Genomic DNA, 25,302 nt, shown 5'->3' with positions numbered 1-25,302 from the left:
CCACGGACCACGGACCACGGACCACGGACCACGGACCACGGACCACGGACCACGGACCACGGACCACGGACCACGGACCACGGACCACGGACCACGGACCACGGACCACGGACCACGGACCACGGACTATAGGAAACCTTTCGAGTCCTATCTATCACATGTCTCGCGGAGGAAATGAGTGGATAGACGTGGCCTCTTCCCTCCGGCCTCGTTCCCTTGGCGATAACTGGGAAGATGAGCCACGAAACGCATGCCCTCATGCTCCCTTCAATCGGTGACTCATCTTCCCTTCCCAATCGCATCCAAACATCATGATACCCCTCCATACCACCTTGTTGACCACCGAGGAGCTCACCACCGCCGCCTTGCGTCTCGCCGCCATCTACGGTCCGCTTCTCAGCGGCCAGACCTTGCTGGAGAAGATCGGCGAGGCCATCGAACAGGATCGCGCCGCCATCGTACTCGCCGCGTCCCGCAAGTCGGGAAGCGATTTCACCGGCCTCCTCAAAGAGGGGGACACCTTGCGGGATGCCGCCTTTGTCGCCCTGCGCGACTTCGTCGGCTCCTGGGCCAAAAACCCCATCGCCACGGCCGAACAATCCGCCGCCGCCGCCCGGCTTCAGGAGATTTTCGACCACCACGGCAACACCCTCCATCGTCTCGGCTACAATCGCCAGAGCGGCAAAATGGAGGAACTCATCGAGGACCTTCAATCTTCGGTTTCCACGGCGGATCTCGTCACCTTGAGCCTGACCCCGCTGTTCGCCCAGATGGAGCAGGCCCAGACGGCTTTCGAAGGACTCAAAGCGGACAAGGCCGCCACCGAGGGCGGGCTGGAACTGCCCACCATCGCCGAGCATCGCCCGCGCCTGGAGCGGCACCTCAATCTCCTGCTCTCCAACCTCGCCACCTGGAACGACCTCGATCCGACCCCCGCGCTCACCCAGGCGATCGGGCCCATGGACGAAGTCATCACCCAACTGATGGCCCCGGCCCTGGCGCGCCGCACCAAGATCAAAAGCACCACCGAGGGCGAGAACCCGGCGCCGCAGGCATGAACGCCCGGGAGGCAGGCCTCTCCTGCCTGCCGCCCTTCCGCTTGAATCGTCAAACCCCGGGGGGTTAGGCAGCCTCATCCTCCGTCAGGCACTCAAACCCCGCGGGTTTTCGCTCCCGCAGAGTGTCAGGCCGCCGAACCCGCCGGTTTTGCCGTCCTCGCACTCCGTCAGGTGCTTAAACCCCGCGGGTTTTGGCTCCCGCAGAGTGTCAGGCAGCCGACTCCGCCGGTTTTGCCCTCCTGGCACTCCGTCAGGCGCGCAAACCCCGCGGTTTTTCGCTCCTGCAAAGTGTCAGACCGCCCAACCCGCTGGTTTTGCCCCCCTCGCACCCTGTCAGCCGGGTAGAGGTTCGCGGTCTCCCATGTCCCAAGCGATGTCGATCTGATCATCCCGAAACCGGGGTTCCTTCCTCAGAAAATGGATCACCTCAGGATCGCACGGTGAATGGATGTGCCGCGCGAAAAGGACTCGGATGTTTCAGAGCGGAAAGGCCACGCGAACACCCACGGACCTTGCCATCGGAGATGGCATTTCTCTAACCTCCACTCGTGCCAGCCCGCAAACGCGCCGCGAAATCCGCCAAGAAAAACTCCGCCCCCCACCTCGGCTTCGAGGCCAAGCTCTGGCTCACCGCCGACAAGCTCCGCAACAACATGAACGCGGCGGAACGGAGCGGAGCGACATGGACGACCATCGGGAGCCCGAAGGGTTGGCGCGGGGGCGCCAATCAATTCTACGCGCCCTCCTGCGTCGTTCGCCTGCTGGTGGAAATGCTCGCCAACTTTACCCCCCTGCGGCAAGGCTGCCCATTTGAGGTTCTCAAACGCTTAAATAATTTGTTCTCTCCTTCAGGCAATGAACTCCCAACTTCTCAAGCGTTTGTTCCGCGCAATCCAATCCGGTTCCGGGTCGGATATGGAGGTGCTGTGCCGCAAGGTGGTGGAAGAGGAAAAAAAGGCCGGCCACAACCGGGTGGCTGAGGAATTAGAGCGAATCCTGGGACGCCCGGCGGCTCACCCGACCGCTCCCCGGGAGCTTTCGGCGCTACCCACCAGCAAGAGGGATTCGGCTCCGCTCCTTCAGGAGGTGCCCCGCGATCAACTGCGGCACGCCATGGTGTTGCCGCCGTCCGTCGAGCACCGCCTCCACCGCATTGAGAAAGAGTTCGCCGCCCGGACTCGACTAGCTCTCCACGGCCTACAGCCTCGGCGCAGAGTCTTGCTTCACGGTCCTCCGGGATGTGGAAAGAGCCTTGCGGCGGAACGCCTTTCCTTCAACACCGGGTTGCCGCTTCTCAAGGTTCGCTTCGATACCCTTCTTTCTTCTTACTTCGGGGAGACCCATTCTAATCTCCGCAAGGTATTCGATGCAGCACAGGCCACGCCGTGCGCCCTTTTCCTCGACGAGTGTGACACCCTTGCGCGTTCGCGCACCGAGCGCAATGACGTAGGGGAAGCCACCCGCATCACCAATGCCCTGCTTGAGATGCTGGAGGATTACCATGGAGATGGACTCGTGATCGCAGCTACCAATCTGGACTCCGCTCTCGATCCGGCACTGATCCGCCGCTTTGACGAGGTTTTGAGGATACCACTGCCCTCCGCCTCGGAAATCGACGGAATTCTTCGCACGTCGCTCTCGGGCGTGACCACGGAGAAATCCATGCCGTGGAAGACCATCGCATTGGAAATGGACGGGATGTCGTGCTCGGAGGTCACCCAGATCGCCCGCAACGCCGCCAAACACGCGGTGCTCGAAGGGCGCAAAAAGGTCACGGAATCGGACATGCGCTTCGCCTTGGCCGAAATTCACGAACGTCATCATCAAGCTCCGTGATACATTCCATCGCCTCCTGCACCCATGCCCGAATCCATCGACTTTCCACATCTTCACTGGAGCTATGAGGGGCCATACGAGGCCTCCTTCAACGGTGGTCGCGGGCAGGATCAGGAGTCTGCCGCCGCGAAGGCTGACCGGCCGGGGCATGTGGGAAGATTGCGAGGGCAACTCTCCACACTGCGTACTGCGGCACGAGCGACCGATGAAGCGAGGAGAGCGGTCGGATTGCCTGAACTGAGGGGGAAGGGTTTCATCCTGCGGGTTCCCGAAGGCACCGATGTCGATGCGCTGGCTCACGCGCTCGGCATCGAATTGGTCGCCGAGACGGAAAGCGGACTGATGTTCGCCGCAAGCGATACGTTGGATTTGGATCGCTTCGAGGAGGTTTTGGCGAGATTCGCGATCGATGCCCGTGGCGGGGGCGGTGCTGCCAGTGTCCTGGAGGTTTTCGAAGATGGGGCCGACGACCGTAAACTCGCGGAATTGCTTGTCGGGTCTGTTCTTCAGGCCTGGCCCTTTGACGACGCGACAATCTACACCTTTGATGTCGGAGTCCAAACGTCAGCAAGCACGCGGGAGTGGGAATGGACCAGACGTCCTAGGCGACACAGGGATCAGAGTGTTGAGGAACATGCCCGCCAAGTAGCCGAAGTGAGGCTCGCTGATCACATCCGCGCCGAGGAGCAGTGGATGGAGGCGGCAGACGAGCGGTACCGGGAGTTGGAAGCGATTGTCCGCCACTACAACGGCGAGGTTATGGACGGAATGACGCATGCCGAGGCACGGGAGACACGACACGGCATCGTATTCCCGGACAGCATCGAGGTTCGGATCCGCATGTCTGGTTCCGGCTTCCGAGACCTCGTCGAAAACTCCCCTCATCTCTTCGAGGTGTCCTTGCCTCCCGACGTATCATTTCTACCGGGTTCTCCCGAGCTGGCGGCGGTGGATCTTGAGTTCGAACTCCTCGCTCCTTCCGAGACCGCGCCTAAGGTCTGCGTGATCGACAGTGGCATCGAAGAGGGACACAGATGGCTCGCCCCGGCAATCGATACCGCAACGAGCCGATGCTTCATCCCCGAGGATCAAGACGACGATGTGGCGGACTTTGTGAATCCTAGAGGGCATGGAACTCGTGTTGCCGGTGCAGTGCTGTATCCGCGGGAGATTCCAAAATCGGGAGCCTACCAACCTGTCGCATGGATCCAAAACGCTCGGGTTCTCGATTCTTCGTGCAAAATCCCGATTTCACTACCTCCTGAGAGCTACCTAACTCAGGTGGTGGCGCACTACCACAGCGGGGAGAAGCCGACCCGAATTTTCAATCATTCGATTGCGGCAGAGTCACCATGCGCTTCCAAGCGGATGTGCTCGTGGGCGGCAAAGATCGATGATCTTGCCCATCGCCACGACCTTCTGTTCGTGCAGGCGCCGGGCAATGTGGAGCCTCCGGCGATTTACGGCGTTTTGCACGCTGGAGGCGCGCACCCCGATCAACTTCTGGACGATTCGTCCAAAGTTGCTAGTCCCGGGCAAAGCCTGCATGCGCTCACGGTTGGGTCGGTGGCACACGCTGTATTTAATGATGGAACCCGCCAGTCGTTCGCGCAGCATGTCGGCCATCCATCGGCATTCTCCCGCGGCGGCCACTCTCCCCTGTGGAACGTGGTAAAACCTGAGGTGGTCGAGTTCGGGGGGGACCGGATTCACGAAATCCCGCTGACGCGGATCATGCCAACCCGAACGGAAACGTCACCTGAGCTTGTCGCCAGTACCATGCACGGCCAGCCAGCGATTTCCCTCGATGATGTGGGCACTTCCTTTTCGACTCCCAAGGTCGCCCATATTGCGGCACAGATTCAGGCTATCTTCCCCACGGCTTCATCCCAGCTTTATCGGGCACTCATCGTTCAGAGCGCCCGATGGCCAGAATGGGCCGAATTTGAGCCCGACCGTGACAAGGTTCTCCGGCTGATTGGATACGGGCTGCCTTCGATCGAGCGCGCGACAAGCAATACTCCCAACCGCGTGACCCTGATCACAGAGCAAGCGGAGGAGATTTGGAGCAAGCACTATCACCTCTATCGTATCCGCGTCCCCGAGAGCATTCGTGGTGCCGCATTGGAAGGGAGAATCCGGGTGGATGTGACCCTTGCATACACCGCCAGCCCACGGCGGACCCGGTCTCGCAGGACCGGCTACTTGGAAACGTGGTTGGATTGGCGGGCCAGCGGACGCGATGAGCCAGCCGATCGGTTTGCGGAACGGATGGAAGGGAAGAGGAAGAACGAGTTTCCGGGCTTCCCGTGGAAGATTCACCAAAACACCCAGCACGGAGAGGTCGAAACCAGCAGGGACAAGGGATCCGTTCAAAAGGATTGGATGGTGCTGCAGGCGAATGAACTGCCTGAGGCATTCTGTATCGCAGTCCGGGCGCATGTCGGGTGGAACCACAAAGAGGGTGGCGGATTGGCCCGGTATTGCCTCGTGGTGTCCTTCGAGTCGCTGGACATTGATTTGCCCGTTTATGCCGCCGTTCAGGCTGAGATTCGTGGGAGGATCGAAGCGGAGACCGCGACCGAGGTCGAAATTTTCTAGCCGTGTCGCAAGACCCTGCCGATCAAGCCTTCGTAATTCTCTCCTCGGTCAAAACTTGCAGGCAATGATTCCAGAGCCATCGAGTTCCGTGCCGCCAGCGACGAGGCGGTGGCGATCCGCGACGACGTTTCGTATTTCCAAGCACTCCAGGCGGCGCTGAACAAACAGAGCGGCACGAATCGCAAGAGCCCGGACCAGATCGACGCGGCGATCCGGCAACTGGTGAGCAAAGCGATCACCACCGAGGGCGAGGTGATCGACGTCTTCACTGCGGCGGGCCTCCAAAAGCCCGACATCAGCATCCTCAGTGACGGCTTTCTCGCCGAGGTCCGCGGGCTGAAGCACAAGAACGTGGCGGCGGAGTTGCTCCGGAAGCCGCTGAACGCCTACCACGACCGGGCGATCTCCACGCTGGAGGTGATCGAGGAGCTGATCAAGCTGACGAAGGAAATGGACGCCGCCACGAAACGCGGCGAGGACCTCGGCCTGACGGATGACGAGGTGGCCTTCTACGACGCCCTCGCCGCCAACGAGAGCGCGGTGCGGGCGATGGGCGACGACAAACTGAAGGTGATCGCCGCCGAGCTGATCACGATGGTGCGGAAGAGCGTGATGATCGACTGGACGCTGCGGGTCAGCGCGCGGGCGAGGATCAAGGTGATCGTGAAGTCGATTTTGAGGAAGTATGGGTATCCACCGGATCTTCAAGCCGACGCGGTGAAGACGGTGCTGGCGCAGGCGGAGCTGCTGGGTGCGGCGGGGGTGAGCGGGGAGCGGGGAGCGGAAGAGGAAGCGGGCCGCTTCCACCACGGCCTGCGGCGGGCCGCCGCAGCCACTTGGCGGGTGCCCGGTAGGACTTGCTTGAGGGGGAAAGCAGGGCTATCGGGCGGGGCATGAAGCGCTGGATGACGCTGCTGGCCGTTTCCGTGGTCCTCTCGGCCTGCGGGAAACGCGAGGAAGTGACGGTGGATGGAACCCGTCAGCAGACGATGCGTGACGAAAACCTGAAGCCGACCGCGGACGACGACGCGCGATTTGCCAACTCGATGCCGCAGATGCCCGGCAACATGATGGCCGGTGGCGCGCCGGCGGCCTCGCCCGTGGTGGCCGGCTCGGTGCCGGACGGCTGGAAAGAGGCGCCCGCGAGCATGTTCCGGCTGCTCAACTACACCTTCGGCGAGGCTGGCGAGGTGTATGTTTCCGCCAGCCGTGGCGGCGTGCTGGAGAATGTGAACCGCTGGCTCGGTCAGTTCGACAAGCCCGCGCTGACCAGCCTCGATGGCCTGGAAACCACCCAGTCCGCCGGCTACGAGGGGGTCTGGGTCGCCGCCGACGGTCGCTTCGGCGGCGCGATGGGGGCGGAGGCGAAGGACGATTGGTCGCTGCGAGGCGTGGTGCTGGAGAAAAACGGCGAGATCCTGACCGTAAAGATGATGGGTCCGGCCGCGGCGGTGGCGGCGGAGGAAACGAATCTCCGCCAGTTTCTCGCTGATCTGAAGCCGGCCTCCTGATTCCGCCCCATGAAGCGCACGTCTTTTCCCGTCTCTCTCTGGAAATTCCTCTCCGGCTACGGCCTGGCGACCACGCTGCTGGTCCTGCTGGGCGTGGAAACCTGGCTGGCCACGCTGGAAATGGTCGACGCCGGCCTGCTGGCCACCCTGCGGAAGTATTTCCACTGGTCCTCTTGGTACCTGATCCCGGAGATCCACGGGAAATCGCTGCTGGTGCCCTTGCCCGGCGGCTACTGGGTGTGCGCGCTGCTGCTGGTGAATATGATCTGCGGCGGCCTGATCCGCGCGCGCAAGGGATGGAAGACTGCCGGCGTGCTGCTGGCCCACTTTTCCATCGTCTTCATGGTCGCCGCCGGCGGGGTGGCCCAGCTTTTCGAAAAGCGCGGCGTGATGTTCCTGATCGAGGGCGAACAGGCCGACTACGCGGTCTCGCTGAACAAGCCGAGCGTCGAGGTGATCGAATTCGACGACGGCAAGCCCACCGGGGAGGTGGCGGTCGCGAACGAGCCCGACCTGCGCGGGCTGAAGCCGGATCACACGCGCGTGCTCGATTTTCAAACGCTGCCCTTCAATCTGGAAATCACCGGTTGGCAGGCCAACGGCGTGGTGCGGAAGGAAGGCGACCAATGGATGCTGCGCCCCATGCCGCTGGAGACCGAGGGTGAAATGAACGCTCCGGCCTGTGTCGCGCGGGTGGTCAACAAGGATGGCACCACGGGCGAGGCCTTCATTTTGGCCGTCCCGCCGGTCAGCACGGGCCAGGAGAGCTACCCGCCGCGCAAGGTCGAGGTGGACGGCCGGACCTTCGGCATCCGGCTGGTGAAGGAAACCATTCCGGTGCCCTACACGGTGAAGCTCGATGACGCGGTGGCGGAGTACTATCCGAACTCGATGCGGCCGAAGTCGTTCAGCAGCTCGATCGAGCGCATCGGCGACTCCACGGTGCCGGTGGAGATCTCGATGAACGAGCCGATGCGCTACGGCGGCTTCACCTTTTTCCAACGCACCATGAGCGGTGCCGCGCAGATGAACCAGGGGCCGGAATTCTCGGGCTTCGAGGTCGTCTCCAATCCCGCTGACAAATGGCCGGAGTATTCGCTCTATCTTGTGACCGCCGGCCTGCTCATCCACTTCATCACCAAGCTCGTCATCTTCATCGCCGGCGGAGCCGGCCGACGCCAACCCCAGGAAGCATGAACCGCCCCGCCCGCTGGATCCTTTTCATTCTCGGCATGCTCGCCTTCGTCGGCGTGCTGGTCACCGCCGCCCGCGATGCGCGGCCGCCGTCGTCGGAACGCGTGGTGAAGGGCTACACGCCGTGGCAGCAGGAGACCTTGGACCTGGCGGAGTCGATCCCGGTGCAGGACGGAGGCCGGGTCAAGCCGCTGGTGACCTACGCCGGCTTCACGATGCTGCGGATCCACGGTGCGCGCTCGATGAAGATCGTGGCGGAGGAAGGCGGCAAGGCGATCCGGATCAAGCCGCTCGCCTGGATGCTGGACATTTTTTTCCGCCCCCAGTTCGCGGTCGAGGAGCCGACCTTCCGGATCGATGACTCGGCCGTGCTCACCGCGATCGGGGTGGAGGCTCGGGAAAAGCGGGACCGTTACAGCTACGAGGAAATCCTGCCGGGCCGCGACCGGCTCTTCGAGCTGGCGCAGGGCTACAACCAGATTCCCAAGAAACAGCGCACGCCGCAGGAGCAGCAGCTCCTCGACCTGGGCGAGAATTTTCACAACTACGAGCAGTTGCTCGGGGTGTTCTCGATGGCCCGCACGGGCTTGCGGATGATGCCGATCGGCAGCGGTTCCGGAGACGAGGCCGGGGAGGAAAAATACACCGGGGTGGCCGAGGTGATGGCCACCGCTCCGGTGATCCGGCAGGTGCTTCAGGATGCGCAGACCCAGGGCCGCGAGATCCCGCCTCATGTCCGCAATCTGCTGCAGCAGGTGTTCGATGGCGCCAACGCTTCCAGTGCCGGGCTGTTCCTGTTTCCCCCGGCCAACGCGGAGGACGATAAATGGCTGAGCCCCGGCGAGCGGGTGATGAACGTGATGGAGATGAAGACGCGCGACGTCGAGGGCTCGATCGCCGACATCAAGCATATCGAAAAAGCGTCCCGTGCGATCTACGATTCCGAAGCCGACTTCCGGACCGAGCTGGGCGCGTTGAAGGACGACCTCGTTTCCCGCGCCGAGGCGCGGGGCGAATACGACAAGGTGCCGCTGGAAGCCGAATACTACCGACGCAACTGGCTGCTCCACGCGCTGGTGTACTTCCTCCTCGGCACGCTGCTGGCGATGGCGATGTGGATGACCCGGGGCCTGCCGAGCAAGGTGCTGTCCTGGACCGTGTGGGCCGCCACGGCCACCGGCTGGGTGATGGTGCTCATCCCGATCACCAAGCGCTGCCTGATCATGGGTCGGCCGCCGGTGGGCAACCTCTACGACACCATCATCTTCATCACCGCCGCGGTGGTGGCCTTCGGCTCGATCATCGAGGCCTTCACGCGCCGGCGCTTCGCGCTCGGCATGATGCCGATCGTGGGAGTGCTGTTGATCCTGCTGGCGCGCTTGTTCGAGGTCGGCGAGGCGCGCGACCACATGGACCCGCTGGTCGCCGTGCTGCGCTCGAACTACTGGCTGACCATCCACGTGATCACCATCGTGCTCGGCTATGCCAGCGGGCTGATCACCGCGGTGCTGGGCATCATCTACGTGCTGCTGCGCGGGCTCCGGCTCGATGGCGGCGACAAGTCGCTGCGGCGCTCGCTGACGCGGGCGGTTTACGGCATGGTCTGCGTCACGCTTTTCCTGTCGCTGGTCGGCACCGTGCTCGGCGGCATCTGGGCGAACGATTCGTGGGGCCGCTTCTGGGGCTGGGATCCGAAGGAAAACGGAGCGCTGATGATCGTGCTGGCGAACCTGGCCATCCTTCACGCGCGGCTGGGTGGCTACATCAAGGAATGGGGCATCCACCTGTCGGCGATCTTCATGGCGGCCGTGGTGACCTTTTCCTGGTGGAACGTGAACACGCTCAACACCGGCCTGCACAGCTATGGCTTCGCCGAGGGAGCCGGCTACATCAAGTTGCTCTACGCGACGGTCGGTGCCCTGATCGCCTTCGGACTGGTGGCGAAGGCGGTGGAGGCCACCCAGCGCCGCAGCGCGCGGAGCGAGTCCATGGAGCTTCCGCCGGCGCGGAAAACGGAGAGTCACTAGGTCCGGGAGGGGCCGGGCTTGCCGGGGGCCGGGGGGCCGATAGCTTCGCCGCGTGAGTTCCCGCGGAAAAGCTCCGTCCACCCCGCCGGCCGTGATCGGCCGGCTGTGGAGCGCGTTTTTCCTGATCGGGATGTCGCCGGGCTTTTACTACCCGGCGCTGACGAACATCCTCACGGCGCAGGGCCTCGACAGCAGCTTCGTGCAGTGGACCTGGCTTGCCGGGCCGCTGGCGGCGATGATTTCGCCGGTCTTCGTCGGCTCCTTGGCGGACAATCGTTTCGCCGGCCAGAAGGTGCTCGGCTGGCTCGGTATCCTCAGCGCGGTGCTGCTCGCGGCCTCGTTCCGGGTGCTGGAAACGGACTGGCCGAAGGAGTGGTTCATCGTCCTCGAGTACGCCAGCGCCATCGTCGGCGCGCCCTTGTGGAGCATGATGGCCAGCCTGTGCCTGGTCCACCTGCGGTCGGGCGAAAACGAGTTCCCGATCGTGCGCATGGGCGGCACCGCGGGCTGGATCGTGGCCGGGCTGCTGCTGAGCTTCGTGATCCGGGCGGACACCTCGCCGATGGCCGGCTACTTCGGCGCGCTGGCCCGTCTGGCCGGCGGACTGTTTTGCTTTTCCCTGCCGGCGACCCCACCGCTCGGGCGGTCGAGGTCGCTGCGGACCTTGTTCGGCATCGATGCCTTCCGGCTGCTGAAGGAGCGGGATCACGCCGTGTTTTTCGTGACCACGGCGCTGCTTTCGATGCCGCTGACGGCCTTCTACATGTGGACGCCGAAGCACCTCGCGGAAACCGGCGACGGCCACGTGGCGGCGACCATGGCGCTGGGGCAGATCAGCGAGGTGGTGGCGATGTTGGTGGTCGCCGTGCTGCTCCGGCGTTTCCGGGTGAAGACGCTGCTGGTGGTGTCGCTGGCGCTCACCGCCCTGCGTTACGGGCTGTTTGCCTGGAGCGGATGGAGCGGGGCGAAAACGGGCCTGATCGCCGGCGTCACGCTGCACGGGTTGTGCTACACGCTGTATTTCATCACCGCGCAGTTGTTCCTCGACCGGCGGGTGCCGGTGGAGGTCCGCAGCCAGGCGCAGGGGCTCATCGCGCTGTTTTCGAGCGGCATCGGCAGCCTCGCGGGCACCTTCGCAGTGCGGGCGTGGTACGACCACACGGTGACCGCCGGACACGGCGGCTGGGCGATGTTCTGGGCGGCGCTGGGCGGATTTCTGCTGCTGCTGACGATCGGCTTCTCCGTGGCCTACGTGGGCACCGGGCCCCGGAGCGGGAGGTCGTCTTGGTGAAGATCGATCGCTACGGCAGTTTCCACTCCGCCCGCAAGCGGGCGTATTCCGCCTTCGGCAGCAGGACGTAGAGCGGTTGCTGGTCGGGATCGATCCACGCGATCAGCTGGCGGAGTTTTTCCTCGGGCATGGTCGTGCAGCCGGCCGTGGGCTTCGATCCTCCGCCACGCCAGATGTGGAAGAAAATCGCGCTGCCGGCACCGGGGACGACCTGGGGCGGGGAGTTGTGGCCGATGAAGAGCTTGAGCGAGTGGGCGTGGTCGTTTTGCCGCATCTGCTGCTTCCTTTCCCACGCGGTGGCGGGTTCGTGATCGAGCACCACATGCCGGTTGTAGCTCGGCGATTTCGAATCCTCCACCCACAGGTCGCGCGAGGTGATCCGGCGGTAGAACAACTTGGGGTCCTTCTGAATGGTGGCATCGTAGCCCCATGCGCCGCCGATCCGGAACACGCCGGCCGGGGCGCGGCCATCGCCTTCGCGCTTGGTCCGCTGGCCCTCCGCGGGACTGATGCCGGCACCCCAGACGAGGCCGTTTTTTCCGAGACGACCCGGCCACGGACCCATGACCTTCTGCCACTGGCCGCCGCGCTTTTCGTAGGCGGTGAGGGTCACGTGGGAATCGTTCCAGCCATCGGCGATGCCTACCACGCACTGGCGCGAGGGAGCCGGCAGCTCGAAAGCGACGACGTGGCCGGCGAGGGCGAGGATGAGAAGAAGGATGCGCATGGAGGAGGATAGCGTGGATTCCGCGGATGCCGATTTCATAATCGGCACTCCATGTCGAGAACCAGGAATGCTCCGCCCGCACCATCGGGATCGGCGAGAAAACGATCCGCTCCCGAGTTGTCGGCATGGTCGGCGAGGAAGGCGGACTGAGATTTCAGCGAGACCCGTGCGGCCACCGGCGCCAGCCAGCGGGCGAGGTCGGTGAAATTCACGTCGGCCGTGAGATCCTGGTGCCCCGGGCGGGCCAGGGCCTCGGGGCCGGTGAGACATTGATGATGGAAGTAGGCCCGCAGGCTGCCGCCGGGTTGACGATGATAGAGGCCGTGGATTTCGTCGCCGTAATCGATGGTCAACATCCGCCCGGACTTCCAGCCGGCCAGGTTTTGCCGCAGCCAGTGGTGGAAGCTGTCGTGCACCTCGACCACGTGGCCCGGTGGCCAGTCGCGCTCGAAGATCGAGGAGGAGGGGAGGCTCGGACACGGCCGCCAGAGCGACGCGTCCGGCAGGACGAACTGCTCGGCCCAGCCTGTCGGTTCCCTGCGAAAACGACGGACGGGAAAGGCATCGACGAATTCGTTCGAGTAAACGCAGGCCCGGCCCCCGCAGGCGGCCAGGGCGGCCGTCAGGCTGTCGTGCCAGCTGGCCTTCGCGCCGAGCGTTTGCTGCTGGATCGCGCGCAGGGCGGGGGAGCGCTCGACGAGGTGAAGCCGCGGCCGGCGATGCCAGGGAAACGACTCCCGCACCTGGCGGGCGAGCGTGCCGTTGCCGGGTCCGAGCTCGATCAGGTCCCGGCAGCCGGTCGATTTCATCGCTCCTCGGGCCCACGCCGCCACCGCCTCGCCGAGCAGGCCACCGAGCGAGGCGCTGGTCGAGAAGTCGCCCCGGCGCCCGACCTCGCGAATACGGCGTCCATAGTAGCCGAGGGCCGGATCGTAAAGGGCGGCGGCCATGAACTCGTCGAAGCGCAGGGCTCCGCCATCCACGGGCCACGGAAAGGAAGAGAAATCCGGCATTTCTTGAAAATCGTTGAACGAGAGGTTCTTGACCCGACGCTAATGCTTCGACGAGTGTTGGCTAGGATGAGAATGGTTTGGGTCATGTTCGCCGGTGTTTTGTTGGCGGTGGCATGCGATCCCCCGGCGGAATCGCCGGAGGCGCCGACTCCTCCCGGCAAAAAGGACCCGGCCGCGGTCGAGGTGCTCAAGGAAGTGGGTCGCTCGCTCGACGAAATGGGTGAGCGGATCGCCAACACCGGCGAGACGGCCAAGAAGCCCGACAAGCCCGCCGAGGCCGGCAAGGACCCGGCCACCGGCGAGGCGGAGGCGGCCACCGAGCCGGGCACCGGTCCCGACAAGCCCGCGACTCCGGTGGCCATCCCCGTCGCGGAGCCCGCCGAGGGCAAGCCGGGCTACATCGTCAGTCCGTTCTCGGGAAAGCTCGTCGATGTCCGTGGCATCGCGGCCGGCACCCTGGTGCAGGACCCGGATTTCCCGGCCGAGGAAAAGAAGTACTTCCGCGTGCCGGAGGGCGCGGACGAAGTGGCCGAAGATCCCTCCACGCCCGCCGTGGAAGAAGGCGCGGAGAGCGCCGGCGTGCGGCCGCGGGCGTGAAGTCAGATGCTCGGAATGACCTCCACGGTGAAGCCCTTGAGGTAACTCGTTTCCGGCAGCGCCGGCAGCACCGGATGGTCCGCCCGCTGGTGGTGCTCGGAAAGCAGGCGCAGCGATTTTTTGGCATCCACGGAGGCGGCCACGAGGTTGTCGAGAAAGGCCTCCCGGCTGGCGTGGTGCGAGCAGCAGTAGGTGGACAGCAGGCCGCCCTTTTCCAGCAGCTTCAGCGAGCGCAGGTGGATCTCCTTGTAGCCGCGCATGGCGTCGTGGAGCGATTTCTTGTTCCGGGTGAAGCTCGGCGGATCGAGGATGATCAGGTCGTACTCGGCCTGCGCGTGTTTCAGGAAATCGAAGACGTTGTGCTCGATGACCTCGATCTCCAGTCCGTTGCGCGCGGCATTCCGGCGGGTCGCCTCACAGGCCGGGGCGGAGATGTCCACCGCGGTCACCTTGGCCGCGCCGGCCCGGGCGCAGGCGAGGGCGAAGCCGCCCTGGTTGGTGAAGCAGTCGAGCACCCGCAGACCCTTGGCCATGGCGGCGACCTCGGCGTGCGCGCCGAGCTGGTCGAGGTAGAGGCCGGTCTTCTGGCCATCGAGCAAATCCACCTCGAACACGACCTCGTTGGCGGTGACCTCGAAGCTGCCCGGGGTTTCCCCATGAAGCATGCGAATTTCAGGCTCAATGCCCTCGGCCTTCAAAACCGGCGAATCATTGCGAAGCAGGATCGATGCAGGCGACAGCAGGTCGATCAGCACCCCGGCGATGAGCTCCAGCCGCTGGTGCATGCCGAGCGTCAGCGCCTGCACCACGAGGTGTTCGCCGTAGCGATCGACGATCAGGCCCGGCAGGCCATCGGACTCGCTCCACACCAGACGGCACAGCGTTTCATCCAGGGCCATCCGGCGCCGGTAGTCCACGGCGCGCCCGATGCGGCGGCGGAAAAAATCGGCATCGAGATCCTGGCGGCGGCGCGAGAAGCGGCGGGCGACGATCAGCGAGGCGGGGTTGTAGATCGCGGACCCGAGCGGGCGATCGCGGAAATCCTTGAGGGTGATCACCTCACCGGGCTGGGGATCGCCGAAGGTTTTTCTGATTTCGCCGGCGTAGACCCATTCATGGCCGTGAAACAGGCGGGCGCGGGGAGCAATGACAAGACCGGACATGGGCGGGAAAGAAATGGCATCGGCGGAACCGTGGCAAGCGGCGAGTCATGGAGATGACGGCCTCGTCAACGATGAGGATTGAATATTTAACTTGGCCGTAGTATCTGGCACGCATGAAGCCGACCCCGTTCCTGATCGCATCGTTGCCCGTGGCGGCGGCGCTCGCTTTTTCCGGATGCAAAAAGGAGCCCGGTGCGGGCGAGCGGGAGCAGGTTCACGAAGCGGGCTACGAGATGTCGCGCGAGGCCCTGTTTCGCGCCGCGGAAAGCGACGACATCCGGGCGATGAAGACGATGGTCTCCGGCGGCTTGTCGGTGTTTGAAGAGGACTCCATCGGGCGCACCGCCCTCCATGCCGCGGCCGGTGCCGGGGCGATCAAGGCGGTGGACTACCTGCTGGATGAAGGCATCAAGGTCGATGCCCGCGACGGGCAGGAGCGCACGCCGCTGATGGAGGCGACCATCCGCTCCACGCCGGAAATGGTGCGCTATCTCCTGATGCAGGGAGCGGACCCGCAGGCCAAGGATGCGGAGCAATACAAGCCCCTCATGCTGGCCGTCCGCGAGAACCGGCCGGAGCTGGTCGCCGTGCTGGCGCCTTACGTTCGCGAGGATCTCGATGACGCCTTGCTGGCGGCCTCGATCCTCGGCCAGGCGGAGGTGATCGACGAACTGACGAACTACGGAGCCAGCGTTTACTGCCGCCTCGATGACGGGCGCACTCCGCTGATGCTGGCGGCCCAGCGGGGGCAGACGGAGGCGGTGGAAATGCTGCTCTCCATCGGCGCCAACCGGCTGACCATGGACCAGGACGGCAAAACCGCCGCCGAGCTGGCCCGCGAGGCAGGCTTTGAAGAAGTGGCGATGCGGCTCGATGGCGCGCCGGAGGCGGGCGACTTCGAGCTGGCCGATACCGCCGAGCTTTCCGCCGAATTGATGGCGGTGGTCGATCCCGGACCGCCCGCCGACGGGAGCGCAGCACGTGTTTCCTCGGACCACGAGGTCGCGGCATCCGGGGGTGGGGCTGAAATGGCGAGCAACGACGATGGGGATGCCGACCCCCAGGCGGCCGACGAGCCGGTCTCCGGCGGTACCGAGACCCGCGAGCTGGAAGGAGCGGTGGTCGGCCGGTCCGCCACGGGGGCGGGAGGCCCTCAAACCGAAACGGAAACTTCGACCGGCGGCGGCACGGCCTTTTCCTCCGCCGCCCGGCAGAGCCCGTCCGCGAGCGGCGAAAAGCCCGCCGGCCCGGTGGTCATGCGCTCGTACCGCCAGCGCGAGCTGCCCTTGCGGGTCGAGTCGGTGCAGGACGAGGTGGCGACCATCCAGGTCGTGGGCGGCCAGCGGCACGAAATGACCGTAGGCGAAACCATTCCGGGAACGAAGCTGAAGGTGGTGAAGATCGAACGCCGCATGCAAAGCGGCAAGGAACACGGCGGCGAGCCGACCGAGGTGTCCGTGGTCGAGGTCGAGGACGGCGATGGCGGACTCCGGCGCGACCTGATCGTCGGGCTGCCGGCGCTGTCGCACGAGCCGGTGGCGCTGGTCGAGGACGCGGCGAGCGGCCGCTACTACGTCGCCCGTCGAGGCCAGCGTTTCAGCACGGAGGATGGCGACGAGTACCTCGTCGATGACGTGCGGCCGAGCCAGTTGGTGCTGGAGGATCTGGACTCCGGTGAAATGACGACCGTGCGGCTGGTCGGACCCAAGGGTTGAGCCTTATCTTTCCAAGCTGACATGGATGCCGACACGCTCGAACCGGACGAATTGGTGACCCAGTTCTCGGTCATGCTTCACAACCGCGCCGGCGCCTTGGCCGCGCTGGTCAAGCTCCTGAGGAACAATGCCATCGAGGTGGTCGGCATCAGCGTCCAGGACTCGCGCGATGCCACGATCGCCCGGCTGGTGGTGACCGACCCGGACACCACCACCCAGATCTTCATCGAAAAGGGCATTCCTTTCACCACCTCGCCGCTGGTGGTGGTGTCGCTGAAGGAATGCGGACCCGGCCTGCTGCAGGTGCTGGATACCATGATGGTCGGCGAGACCAACATCGACTTCGCCTATGCGCTGATGCCCTCGGAAAAGGGCAACACGCTGCTGGCGATGCACGTCGAGGACCCGGACTTCGCCATGCAGCTCCTGAATCGCGCGGGCTTCAAGCTGCTGCGCCAGGGCGACTTGAGTCGCTGAGGCATCGCCTCACTCCAGCCGCGAAAGGCGGGAAATGCCGCGCTGCAGCAGCTGGCCGTCGACCAGGGTTGCGACGTTCTCGTCGAGCTCGATCGGGAAGTCCTCCTCCTCGAAGCGGATGCTGTGCAGGCCGTCGGCGGGGACCTGGTCGAAGGCGGCGGAGAGCGTCTTGATGTCGCGCACCGGCTGGCCGTTCACCTCGTGGACGATCAGGTTGCGCAGGCTTTCGTAACCGATCGTGGCCGGCGTGGGGATCACCCCGGCGAGAAACACCACGCGATCCATCCGCTCTTCGAACTCCTCCGGGCTCTCCAAGGGGGCCAGCAGGTTGAGCGGCGCGGTTTCCATCCAGTCCTTGCCGAAGGATTTCAGCAGCGGTCGGGTGAGTTCCTGAAATACCAGCCCGCCCTTGATCAGGAACTTGGGATCCTGGCCGAAGGTCTCGGTGGGGACCAGCGGCTCGCCGCGCAGGGTGAGGGTGGCGTTCACCTCCATCGGCTCACCATCGCGGACAAGCTTGAGCGGGACGGTGCTGCCCAGGGCCTTGGCCCCGCGCACGAGGTGGGACCAGAAGAGCCGGCCGTAGACCGGATGCAGGAAATAGCCGGTCTGATCGACCTCGTGGCCGTCGATCGAGGTGATCACGTCGCCCTTTTGGATGCCGGCCTCCTCCGCAGCGCCGCCTTTCAGCACGCTGGAGACGTAGATGCCGCCATCCTTGGGCTCGAGGCCCAGCCAGCCACGGAATTTCGGGTCATCGAGCGGCGCGGTGGCGATGCCCAGCGACGGGAAGCCGTCGTAGTGGCCGTCGGCGGCGTCGTGGAGGAAATTGCGGACGATTTCCGTGGCGGTGATGTCGCTGAGCTGGTCGGACGAGCTGTAGCTGGTGAGCAGGCCCGCGAGTTTCCCCTCGTGCAGCGCCGGCAGGGTGAAACTGCTGGCCGCCGTCTGCATGGAGGCCTTCAGCTCGTAGGTCAGGAAATACTGGCCCGGCAGGAAGTCGGAGGTGACGTCCACGCTCTGGATCAGGCCGTGGGTGAGCAGCGGGATGCCGCTGTCCTCGATCTGGATGATGTCCAGCGCGTCGCCGGGCTTGGTGATGTCGGCCAGCTCCAGGGGCTCAAGGTCCTCGGTGAATTCCTCATCGTCGGTGGTCAGCAGCGCCAGGTTCGCCTCGTAATCGACGGCCTCGACCGTGGCCGGCGTGAGCTTGCGGCCGTCGGTGCTCTCCAGCTCGATGAAGGTCGAGTCGGCGACCATCTCGGCAGTGGTCAGCACCTTGTTGCCGGTGATCACGGCGCCCAGCGAGCGGCGTTGGCGGGGATCGAGCTTTTCCCACGGCTGGCCGGGATTCCAGCGCTGGTAGGTGGTGTTGACGCGGACCACGGAGTGGGTGAGATCGGGCGCCGGAATGTCCGCGACCGGGGCCGGCGGGGCTTTCGGGGTGGCGGTCGTTTCCCGCTGCTCGCAGGAGGCGAGGGCGAGAGTACCGAGGAGGAGGGTCAGGAGTCGTGAGTTCATTCCTGGAGATTGACGAGTTGGTCGATTTCGTAGGTCCGCTGGATGCGCTCGTTGGCGGCGGCGACCTCGGCGGCGGGGATCACCAGCGGCCGCTTGCCGCCGAGGAATTCGATCACGTGGAAACCGTCCTCCGGCTCCCCGTTGAGCAACTCGTTGGCCTGGTCGAGCGAGGTGACGGGGGTGCCGTTGATCTTGTCGACGGCCATGCCCTGGAACTCGTCGAGGCGGCTGTTGATGGTGTCGTTGAGCAGCTGGGTCATCACCACGATGTCCTGGCGCTCGAGGAAGATGCCTTCGGAAAGGTAGTCCTGATAGAGCCGGCGGACCTGGTAGTTGTCGAATTTCTCAGTGGCGAAAAGGTTGGTATCCAGCGGCTGGAAGACCAGCCCGGCGAAGACGAGGTAGCGCGGCTGCTTTTCATACTGAATGGCATACATCTGGTTCTGCGTCAGCGGCTTGAGCGTCACGTCCTGGTCGTGCCAGGCACCGTCGGAGCGGAACCGGAGCTGCACCTTGTTGCCGGCGAACTTGCGCTCGACGATTTCGGAGAACTCGACCTTGGCGCCATCGATCAGGATCTGGCCGGCGCTGTCGATCGGGTGGCCATCGATTTCCACCAGCAGGTCGCCGGCCTTGAGGATGCCATCACAGGTGCCCTCGGGAATCACGTTGCGGACCAGCACGCCGTTGCCGTCGGCCGGCAGCTGGAGCGCCTTGCGCATCGCCGGGTTGTAGAGCGGGAAGGTGGAAACGGCGAGGTCCACGTAGTGGTCGTAGCGGCCGTCGGCGATGTCGGTGAGGAAGCGGTTGATGACCGGGGTGGGGATGATGTAGCCGGTGTTGTCGGCATCGCGCCGGCCCTGGAAGGCCACGCCGATGACCTTGCCGTCCTGCAGCACCGGACCGCCGGAGTTGCCGGGGTTGATGGCGGCATCGATCTGGATCACCAAATGCTGGTCGGCGCGCGAGTGGGAGTAGGAGGAGTAGTCCACGCGGGAGACCACGCCACGGGTGACGGACAGACGCTCGCCGCCGATCGGGTAGCCGATCACGCGGACCTGGCTTTCCAGCTCCGGCACGCCGCCGATTTTGAAAACCGGGAACTCCTCGAAATCCGAGAAGTCTTCCACCGAGAGCAGCGCAAGGTCGCAATCGTGGGCGATGAAATCCACTTTGGCCGGGTATTTCTCCGGACTGCCGTGGACGGTGATCAGCAGCCGGCGGGTATTCGAAACGACGTGCGCGTTGGTGAGGATCTTGTTTTTCCCGATGATGAAGCCGGTGCCGATGCCGCCGCCGAAGCGCCCGCTGTTCCAAGGCGCGGAGTAGTCGGGCACCTGCATGGCGGACTCGATCCGCACCACGGAGCGGTAGATTTCCGAAGGCGCGCCCGCGGGTTTGTCGGGGATCTTCGTTTGGCCGTAGGCCGGGAGAAACAGCAGGGTGAGGAGCGCGAGAAACCGCCGGGGCATGCGCGAAAACTAGGTGGAGCCCGCCCGGAGGCAAGGGGGAAGGAGCGCCAGCGCGAAATCGCCCGCGGCGCGATCAGAAGAACATCCGCATGCTCATCCAGTAGGTCAGGCCGTCGTAGACCTCGGTCGAATCGGAGCTCACGTGGTCCCACTCCGCGCCGGTGAGCAGCTTCAGGTTGTGGCCGCAGAGCAGCCAGTTGAGGCCGAGGTAAAGCCCGTGCTGCTCGTCACCGCGGACCGACGGGGCGGGCGGTGCGTTTTCCTGCGCCACCGCCCAGCCGATGTAGCGGGCGTAGGGTGCGATCCCCTGCGGCGAGCGCGAGCCTTGGTAGTGGTAACGGCCGACCAGCTCCAGCCGGTCCTGGATGAGCCAGCGCTCGAGGGTGCCCACGACTCCCCATACGCGACCGTCGCGCAGCGGATTTGACGAGTCGGCTTCGCCGAAAAGGAGGTTGCCGCGCAGGGTCCACGGGCCCTCGGTCACGATCGCCCACGCCGAGGCCAGCCAGTTCAGGTCGCCGCTGAGGCGCTCGTCGCGGCCTTCGGTATCGGTGTGGTAAAACGCCAGCGCGGCCACGGCGGCGTCGGTGCCCGTCAGGTCGGAGATGTCGCGCTGGGTCTCGACCACGACCGCGGTGCCGTCGTCCCAATTCCCCCAATACGCGGCGGAGTCCGTCGTGTAGAGCCCGGCGAAGGTTTCCCAGGGCCCGGCCTGGTGGCGGATCCAGGCACCGAGCGGCGCGGAGCCGCCGGTGGTGGTGATCAGGGCGCGGTTGCTGATCGCGGTGCGCTCGACCACGGGCAGGAACTTCGAGGAATCGAGCACCTCCTCGGCCAGTGGCAGGCAGCGTTTTCCATAGCCCAGCCACCAGTTTCCGCCGGCCAGGGAGAAGGTCTTGGTGAGGTCCCACTCGAGATAGAGCGCCCAATTGGCCAGGTAGCTGAGGTCGCGGTCGCCGTGGCTGGGGTGGCGGTCGTCCTCCAGCATCGCCTCGTAATGGGCGGCCAGCACCCCGTTGGCCAGCGAGGCATGGAGGCCGGGCCACACGCGACGGATCTCGCCGTGATTGGAATACCAGAAATCGTGGCCGCCACTCTCGCCATCGATCCACGCGTACTGGTAGTGGACGCGGGCGAAGACGCTCAGCTTCTGGATGAAGGGGTTGTCCGGGTTGTCGTAAAGCGTGCCCGGCGGCAGCCAGGGGCAGGCCGAGGTTTCCGCCGGTGCGGCGCATTCCCGTGCGAAGCTGCACGCCATCGAGCTCCCGAGCCATCCGGCGAGCAGGCAGGCCGTACGTCGTTTCATGTCGGCCGCGCCATATGCCGGATCGGCGGAATCCCGCCACGGTCGAGCAATCCACGCCGACAAGATCCGGCGATTTGCTAGGCGGCTTGCTCCACGCCCTGGAGGGTCTCCGCTTGCCCACCGCCGGGCAGGCACCCGGCGGTGAGGTCGAGGAGGTGGAACCGCGGGGCCTTGCGCCGCCGCGCGACCCGGCGCAGGAACCGCGGCGCTTCGTCGGTGAGGCGGAAGCAGAAGCGCCGCGGCAGGGTGGTGTAGACCGATCTCGGGGCACCATCCGCGCCCCAGCCCTTGTATCGGGCACCGCTCTCCGGCGTGTGGTAAAACACCCGCCGCAGGCCGAGCTCGCGGACGATCAGATCGAGCGCGGCGCTGAGCATCGCCTCGTCCCATACGGCCCGCGCGAGCCGCAAGCGGTGGTGCCAATACTCCCGCAGGCCGGCGAGCTCGCGACCTTGGGCATCGCCCAGCCGATGGCGGGCACCGAACTGTTCGAGGTTGTGCAATTCACGCTGAACGATCCGTAGGCGGTCGTTCTGGATCTCCTCGATCAGGGCCTCGCCACTGGCCCAGTCGAGGTCGATCCGCGCCCACGCCAGAGTGCGGTGGCGGCCCTCGTTCACCGGATGCCAGTGGTAGGTAAACGGATCGTTTTCCGGCGAGGCGTAGCCGTGGCGTTCCAGCCAACGGGCATCGGCGGTGTTGAGGTTGAGCTGGAGCACGAGGTTCCAGCACTGCCGGCCGCCGCGGCTGGTCTGCGCCCAGCCGTCGAAGGCGTCGATCGTGAGCCGGAAGGCCTCGGTTTCCTCCGGCCACAGCAGGTCGAGATCGGTCGCGGTGAGCACGGGTTTTCCCAGCGATCCAAGCCAGTGCCGGACGCGCGGTTTGTCGAGCAGTGCTGCAAAGCACGAGCGTTTCAGGTCGGCGACCGCCATCGGTTGCCGCAGGGTCAAGCGGAGGAGCTGGATGGCATACCAGTCCTTGCCGTAGTGGAAGAGCGTGCGGCCAGCGGGGAGGCAGGCGCGCAGCTCTTCGAGTTCTTCGTAGAGCATCTTCGTCTCGGGCGCGCCGGTGCCGGGTGGGCACGAGGGCGCGACTTGGCCAAGTTTTCCATTCGGGGCCGCCCTCAAGGGGGCGGCGGGGTCCATCAACAAGCAGGCGAGCGGGTTCCGATCAGGAATCCGCGGGCCTTGCTGGGGATGGGTGGAATGGATGAAGACGCATCGAAATAAGGTCGGCGTTGGGCAGAGCTTGTCTTCTAACAGGACGTTCGAGTCAAGCCTGGCACCGTCGGTTCAGTGGTCGTGGTCGTGATAGTGCTCACGCAGCAGGTCGCGGCCGAAGTCGTGCTCGAAGTCGCGCCATACCGTGTGGATGTGGTTGGCATCGTTCTGGGTGTTGGCGGCTTCCATCACGAAGGTCGGACCCTGAATGCGATAGTAATACGCTTGCCCGCGCTCGAGCGAGCCGGCCCAGCCGAAGTGGATCTTTTCGATGCCCGCTTTTTCGATCCGCTCCATGTCGGCCCGGGCGAGGTCTTCCCGATAGCGGCCGGTGTATTCGCGGATCAGCTCGAGCAGGGCGTCGCGCTGGCTGGCGGACATTTCCGCGGCCGCCACGCCGACCTCCTTCAGCGGCTTGGCCACGCGCTCCTCACCGGTGAGGATTTCGGCGGGGGCTCGCTGGTCGAAGATCACCGGCAGGTTTTTTTCGCGGAGCGAAACGGCGAGCGCCCGGGCGAGATCCTCCTCGGCCGCGAGGACCCGCAGGCCCTCGTGCGCACCGCGGGGGACTTCGGCGGGGTTGGCGCCGAAAAAGGAGGGCGTCACGGAGAAGCCGTCGCCGGCGAAGGTGAGGTTGAGCGACAGGTGGTGGCCTTCGAAACGAAAGCCCCAATCCTGGTCAGCGGCCGGATTGCCGAAAAGGGTAAGGGTGTATTTGCCGGGATCCCGATAGCCGGGGTTGTTCTCCAGCTCGGCGAGCACGCTCTCGAGCGTGAGGATCTGGGTCGCCTTGAGGGCACCCTTTTCCGAGAGCAGCTGGCGGACGAGCGCCAGGGTGGCCGCCTTCTGCGACTCGGTCATCGACTTGAGCGGCACACCGCGCCGCTCCCGCGGCGTGTAGTGCCAGTTCTCCCGCTCGGCGTCGGCGAAGGGGACGAAGGCCTGCGCCCGGCCCGAGCCGTCAAGCTCGGTCAGGACCTTTCGTGCGGCCGTTTCGAGCGCGGTCCGGTCCGGCGGCGCGGCCGGGAGAATGACGGTGAGGGCGAGGAAGGTAAGCAGGGATCGGAGCATGGCGGTGGCGACGGTTTCCAGCTACGGCGGATGCCGTAAATCGCCTCCCGCCCGGCGGGGCGAAGGCAGGGGAGGGGAACGCGGGCCGCCGTCTGAATGTTTCACTCCCCCGCGGCTCCCCGCGTTCCCCAAAGCTCCCGATGGGCCGGATCAACGCCGCCGGCGGCGCAGGAATCCGAGACCAGCCAAGGCTCCGAGCAGAATGGTGGACGGCTCCGGGACGGGCACCAGGTTCGCCCGCAACTCGCCGCCACCGAACGAAGCGGAGTGGATGTTCAGGTAGAAGCGGCTGTCGAGCAGGGCGGCCTCCTGGGCCTCGCTGAGGCTGATGGTGCCGGAAACGGTGCCCGAGGTGGCGCCGTTGGCGATCAGGGGTGTGGTCAGGGCGACGTTGGTGTCGATGCCCGAGTTGAGGTTGAACACGATGCCGCCGTTCTGGGTGAAAGGACTGCCGGCGCCGGCGTCGTGAAGGTGCATGCCGGAAGCGATGCTGGTATCGATGCCTCCGGTCAGGCTCTCGAAGGTGTAGTTCAGGGTCAGGGTGTTGGAGGTGTCGTCGTAGAAGAGACCGGCTCCGATTTCCGAACCGAAGGCGGGCGAAACCGCGGCCGGGTTTTCATTTCCGGGCAGCAGCCCGGTGCCGGCGGTGCCCATGAAATCGAGCTGGATGACGGCGGCTCCGGCGGTGGAGCCGGCACCGAGCAGGCCGGCGAAAGCGAGAACTCGGAGCGATTGGGATGGCAGATGTTTCATAAGTCGGTGTTGGTTGGATGCGACCCTTCGCCGTCCCCCCGATGGGACGAAAAAAGGCGCGCATCACGGAAAACAACGCCGCTCCCCGGAGGTCGGATGCCTGCGCAGGGGAAAAAACCGCATTTTTCCGGTGGGCCGGCTCAATCGCCGAGGCCGGAGGCCTTCCAGTCGGCGTATCCGCCTTCGAGGATGGAAACATCGTGCCCGAGCGCGGCCACGCGGCTGGCCACGGCCCGGGCGTCCGGGCAGTCGGCATCGGTGCAGTAGAACACCACGCGTTTGCCGGCCTTTTCCGCGGCGCGGATCTCGGCGCGATGCGTGGCGAGCGCGGCGTCATAGTGACCCTTCGGCCACGAAATCGCTCCGGGGATGGTGCCGAAGGCCTGCACGAAGCCGGGGCGCACATCGTAAACAAGCAGCGAGCCAGTCTGTTGGAGTTCGAAGAAGCTGGAGAGATCGATGACGCTCAGCCGGCCGGCGCGCGGGGCCGGATGGGAGACTTTTCGCGTGTCGCGGCTGGGGTAGGGGATGGGTGTCGTTTTCGGCACCGGCGGAGGAGGGGGAAGACATCCTGCCAGCAGCAACGTGCAGGCGGCGGCGATCGGGCCGGACTTGTTCATGGCGGAAGCTTGGACCCGCGCGCGGGTGGTGTCGAGGGGGAGCGTGGTCGCCGCTACCCGGTTGGGTAGAACCGCGCCGGCGGCGACAGAACTTGCTGGCCGCGCGGGCCTTGATCCGGGACGCTGGAC

General features: G+C 65.2%; 21 protein-coding genes and 1 pseudogene. 12 read left to right on the top strand and 10 right to left on the bottom strand.

The genetic code is table 11. From position 1 onward, the window contains the following. Window positions 1-311: 311 nt before the first annotated feature. The 9 genes and pseudogenes from ABXH26_RS19625 (at window position 312) to ABXH26_RS19585 (ending at window position 11,518) form a co-directional block, all read left to right on the top strand. Complete coding sequence (locus tag ABXH26_RS19625) at window positions 312-1,058, top strand: DUF6261 family protein (RefSeq protein ID WP_353568806.1); 747 nt, start codon at window positions 312-314, stop codon at window positions 1,056-1,058. A 548-nt stretch (window positions 1,059-1,606) separates the two neighbouring features. Continuing rightward, window positions 1,607-2,038: a hypothetical protein gene (locus ABXH26_RS19620; RefSeq protein WP_353568808.1), complete on the top strand. Its 432-nt coding sequence runs from the start codon at window positions 1,607-1,609 to the stop codon at window positions 2,036-2,038. Continuing rightward, window positions 1,974-2,894: an AAA family ATPase gene (locus tag ABXH26_RS19615; protein ID WP_353568805.1), complete on the top strand. Its 921-nt coding sequence runs from the start codon at window positions 1,974-1,976 to the stop codon at window positions 2,892-2,894. The genes ABXH26_RS19620 and ABXH26_RS19615 overlap by 65 nt, the downstream gene beginning before the upstream one ends. A 24-nt stretch (window positions 2,895-2,918) precedes the next feature. Beyond that, window positions 2,919-5,495 (top strand): S8 family peptidase, encoded by a 2,577-nt coding sequence (locus ABXH26_RS19610; protein ID WP_353568804.1) that lies wholly within the window; start codon window positions 2,919-2,921, stop codon window positions 5,493-5,495. A gap of 69 nt (window positions 5,496-5,564) precedes the next feature. Further along, window positions 5,565-6,251 (top strand): annotated as a pseudogene (locus tag ABXH26_RS19605) (DUF3387 domain-containing protein); the annotation flags it as partial. Between the two features lie 137 nt (window positions 6,252-6,388). After that, the gene (locus ABXH26_RS19600; protein WP_353568803.1) at window positions 6,389-7,006 is read left to right on the top strand and encodes a putative periplasmic lipoprotein; all 618 of its coding nucleotides are present in this window, start codon (window positions 6,389-6,391) and stop codon (window positions 7,004-7,006) included. Between the two features lie 9 nt (window positions 7,007-7,015). Beyond that, window positions 7,016-8,203, top strand: a complete 1,188-nt coding sequence (locus ABXH26_RS19595) for a cytochrome c biogenesis ResB family protein (protein WP_353568802.1) — start codon at window positions 7,016-7,018, stop codon at window positions 8,201-8,203. Next, window positions 8,200-10,227 (top strand): cytochrome c biogenesis protein, encoded by a 2,028-nt coding sequence (locus tag ABXH26_RS19590; RefSeq protein ID WP_353568801.1) that lies wholly within the window; start codon window positions 8,200-8,202, stop codon window positions 10,225-10,227. Before ABXH26_RS19595 ends, ABXH26_RS19590 begins: the two co-directional genes overlap by 4 nt. 52 nt (window positions 10,228-10,279) lie before the next feature. Continuing rightward, window positions 10,280-11,518, top strand: coding sequence for an MFS transporter (locus ABXH26_RS19585; protein ID WP_353568800.1), 1,239 nt, complete (start codon window positions 10,280-10,282; stop codon window positions 11,516-11,518). A 10-nt stretch (window positions 11,519-11,528) separates the two neighbouring features. On the opposite strand, the gene ABXH26_RS19580 is transcribed toward ABXH26_RS19585, so the two are convergent. Both ABXH26_RS19580 and ABXH26_RS19575 read right to left on the bottom strand, forming a co-directional pair. Continuing rightward, window positions 11,529-12,245, bottom strand: coding sequence for a L,D-transpeptidase family protein (locus tag ABXH26_RS19580; protein ID WP_353568799.1), 717 nt, complete (start codon window positions 12,243-12,245; stop codon window positions 11,529-11,531). Window positions 12,246-12,280: 35 nt separating this feature from the next. Then, window positions 12,281-13,258, bottom strand: coding sequence for an SAM-dependent methyltransferase (locus ABXH26_RS19575; RefSeq protein WP_353568798.1), 978 nt, complete (start codon window positions 13,256-13,258; stop codon window positions 12,281-12,283). Between the two features lie 84 nt (window positions 13,259-13,342). Here ABXH26_RS19575 and ABXH26_RS19570 point away from each other — a divergent pair, with 84 nt between their 5' ends. Continuing rightward, on the top strand, window positions 13,343-13,855 hold the full coding sequence (locus ABXH26_RS19570) for a hypothetical protein (RefSeq protein ID WP_353568797.1): 513 nt from the start codon (window positions 13,343-13,345) through the stop codon (window positions 13,853-13,855). A gap of 2 nt (window positions 13,856-13,857) precedes the next feature. Here the strand turns inward: ABXH26_RS19570 and ABXH26_RS19565 are convergent, their stop codons facing one another. Further along, complete coding sequence (locus ABXH26_RS19565) at window positions 13,858-15,018, bottom strand: class I SAM-dependent rRNA methyltransferase (RefSeq protein ID WP_353568796.1); 1,161 nt, start codon at window positions 15,016-15,018, stop codon at window positions 13,858-13,860. 113 nt (window positions 15,019-15,131) lie between these two features. On the opposite strand from ABXH26_RS19565, the gene ABXH26_RS19560 reads away from it, so the two are divergent. Further along, the gene (locus tag ABXH26_RS19560) at window positions 15,132-16,733 is read left to right on the top strand and encodes an ankyrin repeat domain-containing protein (protein WP_353568795.1); all 1,602 of its coding nucleotides are present in this window, start codon (window positions 15,132-15,134) and stop codon (window positions 16,731-16,733) included. Window positions 16,734-16,754: 21 nt separating this feature from the next. Then, the gene (locus ABXH26_RS19555; protein ID WP_353568794.1) at window positions 16,755-17,210 is read left to right on the top strand and encodes an acetolactate synthase; all 456 of its coding nucleotides are present in this window, start codon (window positions 16,755-16,757) and stop codon (window positions 17,208-17,210) included. A 9-nt stretch (window positions 17,211-17,219) separates the two neighbouring features. Here ABXH26_RS19555 and ABXH26_RS19550 read toward each other — a convergent pair whose 3' ends face one another. The 7 genes from ABXH26_RS19550 to ABXH26_RS19520 form a co-directional block, all read right to left on the bottom strand. Further along, window positions 17,220-18,731 (bottom strand): S1C family serine protease, encoded by a 1,512-nt coding sequence (locus tag ABXH26_RS19550; protein WP_353568793.1) that lies wholly within the window; start codon window positions 18,729-18,731, stop codon window positions 17,220-17,222. After that, on the bottom strand, window positions 18,728-20,203 hold the full coding sequence (locus ABXH26_RS19545; protein WP_353568792.1) for a S1C family serine protease: 1,476 nt from the start codon (window positions 20,201-20,203) through the stop codon (window positions 18,728-18,730). Before ABXH26_RS19545 ends, ABXH26_RS19550 begins: the two co-directional genes overlap by 4 nt. A 73-nt stretch (window positions 20,204-20,276) precedes the next feature. Further along, complete coding sequence (locus tag ABXH26_RS19540) at window positions 20,277-21,509, bottom strand: hypothetical protein (RefSeq protein ID WP_353568791.1); 1,233 nt, start codon at window positions 21,507-21,509, stop codon at window positions 20,277-20,279. A gap of 77 nt (window positions 21,510-21,586) precedes the next feature. Continuing rightward, window positions 21,587-22,654 (bottom strand): hypothetical protein, encoded by a 1,068-nt coding sequence (locus tag ABXH26_RS19535; protein WP_353568790.1) that lies wholly within the window; start codon window positions 22,652-22,654, stop codon window positions 21,587-21,589. 147 nt (window positions 22,655-22,801) lie between these two features. Continuing rightward, window positions 22,802-23,800 carry a DUF3500 domain-containing protein gene (locus tag ABXH26_RS19530; protein WP_353568789.1) on the bottom strand — a complete coding sequence of 333 codons (999 nt, stop codon included), beginning with the start codon at window positions 23,798-23,800 and terminating at the stop codon, window positions 22,802-22,804. 150 nt (window positions 23,801-23,950) lie between these two features. Then, window positions 23,951-24,553 (bottom strand): CHRD domain-containing protein, encoded by a 603-nt coding sequence (locus tag ABXH26_RS19525; RefSeq protein ID WP_353568788.1) that lies wholly within the window; start codon window positions 24,551-24,553, stop codon window positions 23,951-23,953. 140 nt (window positions 24,554-24,693) lie between these two features. Continuing rightward, window positions 24,694-25,173 carry a rhodanese-like domain-containing protein gene (locus tag ABXH26_RS19520; protein ID WP_353568787.1) on the bottom strand — a complete coding sequence of 160 codons (480 nt, stop codon included), beginning with the start codon at window positions 25,171-25,173 and terminating at the stop codon, window positions 24,694-24,696. Between the last annotated feature and the right edge of the window lie 129 nt (window positions 25,174-25,302).

This window comes from Haloferula sargassicola, assembly GCF_040362925.1.
GTDB classification, from domain to species: domain Bacteria; phylum Verrucomicrobiota; class Verrucomicrobiia; order Verrucomicrobiales; family Akkermansiaceae; genus Haloferula; species Haloferula sargassicola.
The sequence above is the reverse complement of the archived record's forward strand: the minus strand, read 5'-3'. Positions and strand labels throughout refer to the sequence as shown.